Raw genomic sequence first — 9,636 nt, 5'->3', positions numbered from 1 at the left:
TCACTCCAGCGGAGCATTTCGCGGCGCGTCCCTGACTGGATGCTGCGGAGGCGAAGGTCGGTCCCCTCCGGTCGGAGCCCCAAGCGCGGATGCCTCCTTTGGCGGCGCGCCCCGGGGGCCATCGGCATGTCGCTCCTCTTTGAGGCTCCCGAATCCGCTCGGTGCGAGCCAGCCCTTGCGATAGAAGTAGATGAGGAGCCCCGCGGCGAATGCCGCCATCATCAGGAGCGCCATCGGATAGCCGAAGGCCCAATGAAGCTCCGGCATGAACTCGAAATTCATTCCGTAGATGCCGGCGATCCAGCTCAGGGGCAGGAAGATGGTCGCGATGATGGTCAGGAACTTGTTGACCTCGCTCTGCCTGGCGGAGATGGCGCTCAGGTGAATCTCGATCAGGTCGCTGGCCATTGCACGATCGGTTTCGATGATGTCCATGAGCCGCACGACATGGTCGTGAGCATCGCGGATGAAGAGGCGGAGTTCCGGGGCGAAGACCGTGTCGAGGGAGATCATGGTCGTCGCGGCATCTCGCATAGGCCAGATGGCTCGACGAAGCCGCGCGAGCTGTCGCTTGATGACGCGCATGTCAACGATCTGGCGATGATCCGGGCGTTCGAGCACCCGGTGTTCGAGCGCATCCAGCCGATCGCCGAGCTGCTCCACGATGGGAAAGTACCCGTCGATCACGGCATCGATGAGCGCGTAGGCGAGATACGCCGCGGGACTGCGCCGCACCCGCCCGCGACCGAATCGGATCCGGTCCCGAATGCCGCCGAGGCAATCGCCGGGAGATGATTCCTGGAAGGTCACCACCCATTGACGACCGAGAAAGAGTGAGAGCTGCTCGGTGTTGAACTCATCGCCGCTGCGCGGCATCGGCATGACGATGAAGGTGATCTCACCATAGGGTTCCACCTTGGCGCGCTGCGAGGTGTCCACGACATCCTCCATCGCCAGCGGATGGAGTCCGAAGTGGTCGGCGATCATGGTCAGGGCTGCGGCATCCCCGAGGCCCTCGACATCGACCCAGATGATGGGCCACTTCTCGGCAAGCCGGGTCAGCGCGGCCCGGTCCGCCGAGGGGAGTTCCTCGAAGCCTTCGGGCGAAAAACCAAAGGCGCGGATTCGCGTGGGACCCGCCTCGGGGTCGACCGAGAGCGTCCCGGGCGGAAGCCCGGGCGTCGGAAGTGCACGCGGTCGACGACGACGACGGCTCACGGATTGAAGACTACCTTCGCGGGAGTGCGGGCACGGCAGGGGCGGGGCGCAGCCTCACTCCCCGAGATCGAGAAACTCGAGCGCGTCCGACGCAGGGTCGAGGAGCGCCACCGAGTAGACGGGCGCCCGGTGCAGCGCGCCAGGGTTGATGATGCGTGTGCCCTCGCGCCGCTCATCGCGCCGCTGGTGGGTGTGTCCGTGAACGAAGTAGTCGATTCCCCGCCAATCCCGAAGGCTGGACCCGAGATGGCCATGGGTGAAGGCAATCGTCTTGCCATCGACCGAGAGCTGACCCAGCGGATGGGCAACCGTCAGGCCAATTGAGGCTGCATATCGGCCGAGGGAGATTTCGTCATCGTTGTTGCCGAAGACAACATGCGCGGTCAACCCCGCAAGCTGGTCGAGAACCTCTTCGGTCTCGATGTCACCCATATGGAGCAGGATGTCCGCACCGCGACCGACCAGCAGGCGGACCGCGTCTCTCGTTCGGGCGGCTCGGCCATGACTATCTGAGAGAAGTCCGACGCGCATCCGCGAGGAGGGTAGCCTTGGGGAGTCATGCAGAAGGGTCCACTGAAAGTTCTTGACGGCGGTCACGGCTCGGCGACGCAGACGGGCGTCGACGATCGCCGGGCGTCCGCTGACGGTCAGGTCGTCGTCACCCGCTTTGCGCCGAGTCCGTCAGGTCACCTCCATGTCGGCGGTGCGAGAACCGCGCTCTTCTGCTGGGCCTACGCCCGGGGGCGCGGCGGGAAGTTCATTCTTCGAATCGAGGACACCGATCAGAAGCGCTCAAGCGACGCAGCGAGCATTGCCTTCCTTCAGGACTTGGCGTGGCTCGGCGTTGATTGGGACGAAGGCCCCGTCTTCGACCAATCCGGCGGCGGCGACCATGGACCATACTTCCAGGCGCAGCGGCTGGAGATCTACCAGCGCTACCTCGATCAGCTTCTGCGCAGCGGGCGTGCCTACTACGCCTTCGACACCGCCGAGGAGCTTGAGTCGCATCGTCGCGACGCCAAGGCGAGGAACATTCCCTATCGCTACGACGGCAGCGCGGCCCGATCGCTGTCGTCATCAGAAGTCGAGAGCCGCCTCAAGGCGGGCATGCCTGCGGTCATCCGCTTCGCCGCGCCGCAGGGCGAGGTGGTGATCCGCGACGCCGTCCTCGGCGACGCCACTCTGCCCCCCGGCGAGATCGATGACTTCGTGATCCGCAAGGCCGACGGCTTCCCGACCTACCACTTCGCTGTGGTGGTCGACGATGAATTGATGGGCGTGACCCATGTGCTGCGAGCGCAGGAGCACTTCAACAACACGGCGCGGCACATGCTCCTTCAGGATGCCCTCGGGTTTCGGCGTCCGGTCTATGGCCACCTGCCGCTGATCTTCAACCCCGATGGCTCGAAGATGAGCAAGCGCGACAAGGACAAGGTGCTTCGCAAGGCGGTGCAGGAACGCGGCCTTCGCGAACTCCCCGCCGTGCCGCCGGGGCCCGAGGCGGCGGCGATCTCCGCGGCCATGCCGAGTCAGGAGCAGTTCACAAAGTGGCTCGCCGACAAGACTGTGCAGCTTCCCGTGGGCCAGTCCACGGCGCTCGCGACCGCCCTTGGTGTGAATCTCCCGGAGATCAATGTCGATGACTTCCGTCGCTCGGGCTATCTGCCCGGAGTCCTCTGCAACTTCCTGGCGCTCAACGGCTGGAGTCCGGGCAACGATCTGGAGAAGTTCGATCTCGAGTTCCTCATCGGTCACTTCGATCTCGACAGGGTGCTCAAGACCCCGGCGAAGTTCGATCGCGCCAAGCTCCTTGCATTCAACCTCGACGCCATTCAGGCCCTCTCGCCGCAGGAGTTCGAGCGGCTGGCGCGCGATCACGGCGAGCGAGAGCACCCCGCCTTCATGGTGCGACTGACCAGCGAACAGTTCTCCGCGCTGGCCGAGGCGAGTCGTGCGCGCAGCAAGACGCTCGATGATCTCTTTCGTGCCAATCGCTTCCTGGTCATTCCCGACGAAGCACTCGAGTTCGACTCAAAGGCTGTCTCGAAGGTGCTTGATGCGAAGGGTGTCGCGCACCTCGAGCAACTGAAGACGCGGCTCGAAGAGTGTGCCTCGTGGACGGCGTCTGACCTCGAAGCCGTGGTGAAGGCGTATGCGGAGCGCCATGCCGAGGGGCGTCTCGGCGATGTCGCCCAGCCGCTTCGCGTGGCGGTGAGCGGCGGTACGGTGAGTCCGCCGATCTTCGACACCCTGGCCATCCTCGGGCGGGCGAGCACCCTCACCCGAATCGCCCGCGCGCTTGACCGAGTGACTTCAGGTGCCTCGGGCTGACCGGATCCACGCCACCCCGGCTCCGTCACGAACGCTTGCCACTGGTCTCTCGGGGTGTGGCGCGTTACACTTCCTGCCCTCGGACCGTTGGCGCAGTTGGCTAGCGCGCCTGCATGACACGCAGGAGGTCACTGGTTCAAGTCCAGTACGGTCCATGATGAACATTCACCTGCTGGCGGCTGTGGTCAACCTCGCCTTCGGAAGCGCGATGGCGGATCCACCGCTTCGGGCGCCGGGACCTCCCCATTCGCCTGCTGTGAACGCTCCGGCTGAGGAGAGCGCCATGAACGAGTTGACCGACAAGGAGCGGGCCGACGGTTGGGTTCTGCTCTTTGACGGCAAGGATGCATCGCAGCACTTCCGCGGATTCCGCAAGGAGTCGCTGCCCGACGGCTGGCAGGTCGTCGATGGGACGCTCGTGCGCAAGGGGCCGGGCGGAGACATCGTCACGCGCGAGACTTACAAGGACTTCGAGTTTGTCTGCGAGTGGAAGGTGGGGCCTGCCGGCAACTCGGGCGTCATGTGGCATGTCGGCGAGGAGAAGAACTACCCCTGGGAGACCGGGCCCGAGATGCAGATCCTCGACGACGCGGGCCATGTCGACGGGCGGACGCCATACACCTCGGCGGGCGCGTGCTATGCCCTCTACCCCGCGCCCGAGGGCGCGGTGAAGCCCGCGGGGGAGTGGAATCGTGCGCGAATCCTCGTCCAGGGCAGCAAGGTTGAACTCTGGCTCAATGGCGTGCAGACGGCCACCTTCGATACCTCGAGCGATGACTGGAAGGAGCGCATCGCCAAGAGCAAGTTCAAGGACATGCCCGCCTTTGCCACGAAAGATTCGGGGCACATCGCGCTTCAAGATCACGGCGACGAGGTCGCCTTCAGGAACATCAAGATCCGTCCGATCCGGTGAGTGATGGTGGCGCCGAGGCTGGGCTGAGTGGCGCGGCACCGTCGGCGCCGAACGAGGTTCCGATCCCCTCATTCGGACCCGAGCGCATGGCGCTCTATGAGCGCGCGACGGAGAAACTCGGTCCCCGCGAGTGGCTGGTGAAGGCCCTCGACCAACATTCGATCACGCGAGCTTCTGGCGGCCGGATTGACGTCCTTCATGCCCTCGATCTCGGCTGCGGTCTCGGGCAGGAAGCGGAGTTCCTCCTTTCGAGCGGCTGGCGCGTCGTCGCGACCGATGCGAGTGCGAGAATGCTGGCCGCGACCCGGGCCCGGGCGGAACGGCTCGCGGCCCTCGATCGTCTGGAGTTGGTGCACGCTCCATTTGAGAACACGCCGCTCCCCGTTGCGGCGTTCCACCTGGTGCACGCCGGCTTTGCACTGCCCTTCTGCCCGGAGCATCACTTCGAGGCGCTCTGGGCGCGCCTGGCCGCGTCGCTTGCTCCCGGCGGTCTCTTCGTCGGCCAGCTCTTTGGACCGCGCGACCAGTTCGTGGTGGAGAGTGACCCCGGCACCATGAGTGCTCACACCGCGGTGGATCTGCCGCGTCTCTTCGAGTCATTTGATCTGCTCGCCCACGAGGAGGTCGAGCGCGAGGGCGAACCGCTCCCCGGCGTGCGGAAGCGCTGGCATGTGCATCACCTCGTCGCGAGGAGGCGATCGTGAGCGGCGCATCACGGCCCTCGTCGCCGGTGTGGCATGCGCTCGATGCGGCCGCCGTGCTCTCGATGCTCGAGGTCGATCCGCGACGCGGCCTTGATGCGCGAGTGGTGGAGGAGCGACGCCGCATCCATGGCTTCAACCGGATCACCCGCCAGGCGCGGACGAGCGCCTGGCGGATGCTGCTGGGCCAGTTCACCTCGGAGCTTGTGCTCATCCTCATCGCAGCGGCGGTCATCACTGCGCTTCTCGGCGAGTGGATCGACTCGGGGGTGATCATCGGCGTGGTGGTCGTCAATGGAATCGTGGGGTTCATCCAGGAGCGGCGCGCCTCGGCGGCGATCGAGGCGCTCGCTCAGGCTCTCGGCGTCTCGGCGCGAGTCCGCCGTGATGAACAACGGACGAAGGTGCCCGCGGCCGATCTCGTGCCGGGCGACATCGTGCTGCTCGAATCGGGCGACGCGGTTCCGGCGGACATGCGGCTCGTCGAGGTGCGCGACCTCTTCGTCGATGAGTCGGCGCTGACCGGAGAGTCGGTGCCCATTGCCAAGAGGGTGCACGCCATGGACGAGGGCACCGAACTCGCCGATCGCGCTGGCATGGTCTACGCCGGGACGGTTGTGACGCGCGGGCAGGGCGTCGCGGTGGTGGTCGAGATCGGCGACGCGACGGAGATCGGCCGTATCAGCGGGCTGGTTCGCCAGGCCGACCGGATCGAAACTCCGCTGACGCGGCGCATCGCCGAGTTCAGTCGTCTCTTGACCTGGGCGATCCTGCTGGTCGCCTCGCTGATGTTCTTCGTGGGTCTCATGCACGGCGCGGGGGCGCTCCAGACCTTCATGGCGGCCGTGGCGCTCGCCGTCGGCGCCATTCCCGAGGGGCTTCCAGCGGTCATCACCGTCACGCTGGCGATCGGCGTGCACCGGATGGCGGCGCGGAACGCCATCATCCGCAAGCTGCCCGTGGTCGAGGCGCTGGGAAGCACCACGGTCATCTGTTCGGACAAGACCGGCACGCTGACTGAGAACCGCATGACGGTGCGCTCGATCTGGACCGCGGCGCGCGAGTACGCCGTGACGGGCCATGGCGACACGCCTGCGGGCGGCGCGATCGAGGAGGCCGATCGACTCGACGATCACCCGGCGCTCGCGGGCTGTCTTCGTGCCGGAACGCTTGCCAATGACGCGGCTCTGCACCGGGGCGCGGAGGGATGGCGCCTCGACGGCGACCCGACGGAAGTCGCCATTCTCGTCGCGGCGGAGAAGGCGGGCATCGACACCCGGGCGCTGCGCGACGCCTCGCCCATCGACGATCTCATTCCCTTCGAGTCGGAGCGGCAGTTCATGGCGTCACGCCACGGGCGCGAAGTGATGCTCAAGGGCTCCGTCGAGCGCGTGCTCGAAGGCAGCGCCACCATGCTCGATGGCGATCGATCCGTCGCGATCGATCGGGCGCGCATCCGCGCCGAGGCGTCGCGGCTCTCCCACGAAGGACTGCGCCTGATCGCCTGCGCCCGCGGTGTGCTGGCACCCGATGCGGCGCTCGACCCCCATCACCTGCCGCCCAATCTCGAGTTCCTCGGATTGATCGGCATGATCGATCCACCGCGCGAGCGGGCGAAGCAGGCGATCCTGCGCTGCCGGAGCGCCGGCATCGAGGTGAAGATGATCACCGGAGACCATCCGGGCACTGCACTCGCCATCGCTCGGAGGCTCGGACTCGTGGCCGCGGAGAAGCGCGAGGGCGAGGTCGTCACCGGCGCTGAACTCGGCCATGTTTCGGATGAAGCGCTGCCGGAACTCGCCGATCGAGTCTCGGTCTTCGCCCGCATGACCCCGGAGCAGAAGCTCCGGCTCGTCAAGGCGCTCCAATCGCTCGGTCATGTCGTCGCCATGACGGGAGATGGCGTCAACGATGCGCCCGCGCTCCGCCAGGCCGATGTCGGCGTCGCGATGGGACGCAACGGGACTGACGCCGCCAAGGAGGCCTCCGATGTCGTCCTGGCCGACGATGACTTCGCAACAATCGAAGCGGCTGTTGAAGAGGGGCGCGGTGTCTTCGACAACCTCACGAAGTTCATCGTCTGGACGCTGCCGACCAATGGCGGTGCCGCGATGATCATCCTTGCGGCGGTCGTCTTTGGAGTCGCCCTTCCCATTCTGCCGGTGCAGGCGCTCTACCTGAATCTCACGACGGCGCTCCTGCTCGGGCTCATGCTCGCCTTCGAGCCGCACGAGCCCGACCTCATGGAGCGCCCACCGCGGAATCCCGGTGCGCCGCTCTTCACCTTCGAGGTCTTCATGCGGACAGGCCTCATGACAATCCTCATTTCGGGCATGGGCTTCGCCCTCTTCGAGTGGGCGCTGGCGCGGGAGATGAGCGAAGCGCAGGCTCGCACGATCGTCGTCAGTGGTGTCGTCTGGTGCCAGATCTTCTATCTCTTCAACTGCCGTTCGCTCCTGCGAGGGGTCTGGAGCGTCGGCTGGTTCAGCAACCGATGGCTCTGGTTCGGTGTCTTCGGCATGGTGCTGGTGCAGGTTGCGTTTGCCCACTGGGGGCCGATGCAGGCGCTCTTCAGCACCGAGGGACCGGACCTGACAGCGTGGACGCTCATTGTCGCGGGCGCGTGGCTCATCGGGATCATCGTGGGCTTTGAGAAGTGGCTCAGGCGGCGTGCGCTCGACCGTCGCGCTGCGAAGGGACCACCGGCGGCAGGTCGAGCGCTCTCCTGAGCGGTGTCTTAGGATGGTGGCCGATGGGTGACAGCCTGAGTGCCACGGGAACCTCACCTGAAGCGCCGGAGCATCAGCATGAGATGGTGCGCTCCAGGTACCGCGCTTATGCGCCCAACTATGACCGACGCTTCCGGCGCTACACCGCGTGGTCGCGCGCCATCGTGCTCGATGCGATCCGTGACCTGCCGCCGGCGTCGCGCGTGCTTGATGTCTGCTGCGGCACCGGAGTCGTGACGGCCGCGCTGGCGGATCACTTCCCGAAGGCCGAGATCGTCGGGGTCGATCTTTCCCAAGCGATGCTTGCGCGAGCGCAGGAGCGCCTCGAAGCGCTCGGTCTCGAAGGCATTCACCTGTGCGAGGCCCCTGCGGAGAAGGTGCCGGTTGAATCCGGGAGCGTCGACCTGGCGGTCTGTGCGAATGCCTTCCACCTGCTCGATCGCCAGGAGGCGGCCCTCTCCGAGTTCGCGCGCGTCACGGCTTCCGGCGGGCGCGTGGTCATCCTCGACTGGACCCTCGAGGCGCTTCAGATGCGCTGGCTGGCGTGGTGGCTCAAGGTCTCCCAGCGCACGCGCCGACGCGTGCTGACCCGGGGGTTACTCGCGGATATGGCGAAGCGCGCGGGCCTTGAAGTGGAAGTGGCCGAGCGCGTGCACATCCCACCGGCATGGGGATTGATGGTCGTCCGATTGACGAAGCCATGAGTCAGTCCGCGAGCGAGGCGAGTCACCGCGCCGCAATGCAGTGCTTCGAGGAGCGGCAAGGCGGCTCAAACTCACCCGCTCAGGCCACGGCGTCCGCGCGCCACTTGATCGAACAGCCGATCGCGGGCTTCTGCTCCGGTGATGGCGCACGCCCGGCGAGCACCGCGTCGATGGCGGCCCGCAGATCGGCGCCGTCGACGGGGAGGTTGATCCCGGGCCGACTGGAGTCGAGCTGGCCTCGGTAGACGAGCCGACGAGCTCCGTCGTAGAGGAAGAAATCCGGCGTGCAGGCGGCATCGAAGGCGCGGGCGATGCGCTGCTCGGAGTCGTGCAGATAGGGGAAGGTGTAGCCCGCGTCGATCGCCTCCTGCTTCATGGGGCCGGGACCGTCGGCGGGGTGGGAGACGGGGTCATTCGAGCAGATCGCCACCGTGGCGAGGCCCTTCGCCGCGTACTCACGAGGCAGGCGCGCGAGTTCCGCGCGGATGTGCTTCACGAAGGGGCAATGGTTGCAGATGAACATGACCAGCAGCGCCGGTGCCTTGGCCATGTCGTCGCGCGAGATCACGCGTCCAGAGGTCACATCGGTGAGATGGAAGTCGGGGCAGGGGGTTCCCAGCGGGACCATGGTGGAGGCAAGCGGTGGCATGAGGTCAGCGTAGCCCCGAGATGGCCTCCGCTCTACCATGCTCGCATGGCGTGCTGCGGCATTCGTCCATGCAACGAGCCCGATGACGAGGGCGACTCGGTCGATCTCGGTCCATCGGACGAGGATCTCGAGCGCTTCAGCGGCGACGAGGCGCACTGTCCCTTCTGCGGTGCCGAGGTCTATGACGATGCCGTGAAGTGTCCCGAGTGCTTCGAAGCCATCCAGGGCGCGACTTCGCGCGTGCCGCCGGAAGCGAAGGGTTTCCGTGATCGCACGATGGTGCTGGTGGCCATCGTGCTGGTGCTCGCCGTGCTGGGCCTGCTTCCGATGTTGGTGCGCTTCTGAGCCCCCGGGCGCGCAGCCCACGCGCATCCGCGTGGGGCAATGCCCC

General features: G+C 66.3%; 9 protein-coding genes and 1 tRNA gene. 7 read left to right on the top strand and 3 right to left on the bottom strand.

The features are described from left to right. Positions 1 to 1,218, bottom strand: coding sequence for a magnesium/cobalt transporter CorA (corA, locus tag KF724_09405; protein MBX3355900.1), 1,218 nt, complete (start codon positions 1,216 to 1,218; stop codon positions 1 to 3). A gap of 54 nt (positions 1,219 to 1,272) precedes the next feature. Next, complete coding sequence (locus tag KF724_09400) at positions 1,273 to 1,749, bottom strand: YfcE family phosphodiesterase (GenBank protein MBX3355899.1); 477 nt, start codon at positions 1,747 to 1,749, stop codon at positions 1,273 to 1,275. A 27-nt stretch (positions 1,750 to 1,776) separates the two neighbouring features. Here KF724_09400 and gltX point away from each other — a divergent pair, with 27 nt between their 5' ends. The 6 genes from gltX to KF724_09370 all read left to right on the top strand — a co-directional run bounded on the left by gltX (position 1,777) and on the right by KF724_09370 (position 8,596). Next, positions 1,777 to 3,549, top strand: coding sequence for a glutamate--tRNA ligase (gltX, locus tag KF724_09395; GenBank protein ID MBX3355898.1), 1,773 nt, complete (start codon positions 1,777 to 1,779; stop codon positions 3,547 to 3,549). 81 nt (positions 3,550 to 3,630) lie between these two features. Beyond that, positions 3,631 to 3,704 (top strand) — tRNA-Val (locus KF724_09390). Next, positions 3,704 to 4,462: a DUF1080 domain-containing protein gene (locus tag KF724_09385; protein MBX3355897.1), complete on the top strand. Its 759-nt coding sequence runs from the start codon at positions 3,704 to 3,706 to the stop codon at positions 4,460 to 4,462. The genes KF724_09390 and KF724_09385 overlap by 1 nt, the downstream gene beginning before the upstream one ends. Continuing rightward, on the top strand, positions 4,459 to 5,166 hold the full coding sequence (locus tag KF724_09380; GenBank protein ID MBX3355896.1) for a class I SAM-dependent methyltransferase: 708 nt from the start codon (positions 4,459 to 4,461) through the stop codon (positions 5,164 to 5,166). The genes KF724_09385 and KF724_09380 overlap by 4 nt, the downstream gene beginning before the upstream one ends. After that, entirely contained in the window at positions 5,163 to 7,892 is a 2,730-nt protein-coding gene (locus KF724_09375; GenBank protein MBX3355895.1) for an HAD-IC family P-type ATPase, read from the top strand. Before KF724_09380 ends, KF724_09375 begins: the two co-directional genes overlap by 4 nt. A 23-nt stretch (positions 7,893 to 7,915) precedes the next feature. Beyond that, entirely contained in the window at positions 7,916 to 8,596 is a 681-nt protein-coding gene (locus tag KF724_09370) for a methyltransferase domain-containing protein (protein ID MBX3355894.1), read from the top strand. Between the two features lie 79 nt (positions 8,597 to 8,675). Here KF724_09370 and KF724_09365 read toward each other — a convergent pair whose 3' ends face one another. Further along, on the bottom strand, positions 8,676 to 9,245 hold the full coding sequence (locus tag KF724_09365; GenBank protein ID MBX3355893.1) for a thioredoxin family protein: 570 nt from the start codon (positions 9,243 to 9,245) through the stop codon (positions 8,676 to 8,678). A gap of 45 nt (positions 9,246 to 9,290) precedes the next feature. On the opposite strand from KF724_09365, the gene KF724_09360 reads away from it, so the two are divergent. Continuing rightward, on the top strand, positions 9,291 to 9,590 hold the full coding sequence (locus KF724_09360; protein ID MBX3355892.1) for a hypothetical protein: 300 nt from the start codon (positions 9,291 to 9,293) through the stop codon (positions 9,588 to 9,590). The last annotated feature ends 46 nt before the right edge of the window (positions 9,591 to 9,636 follow it).

It is taken from the genome of Phycisphaeraceae bacterium (assembly GCA_019636735.1).
Lineage (GTDB): Bacteria > Planctomycetota > Phycisphaerae > Phycisphaerales > SM1A02 > VGXK01.
Note: the sequence above shows the minus strand (reverse complement) of the source record. Positions and strands in the feature narration are given on the sequence as shown.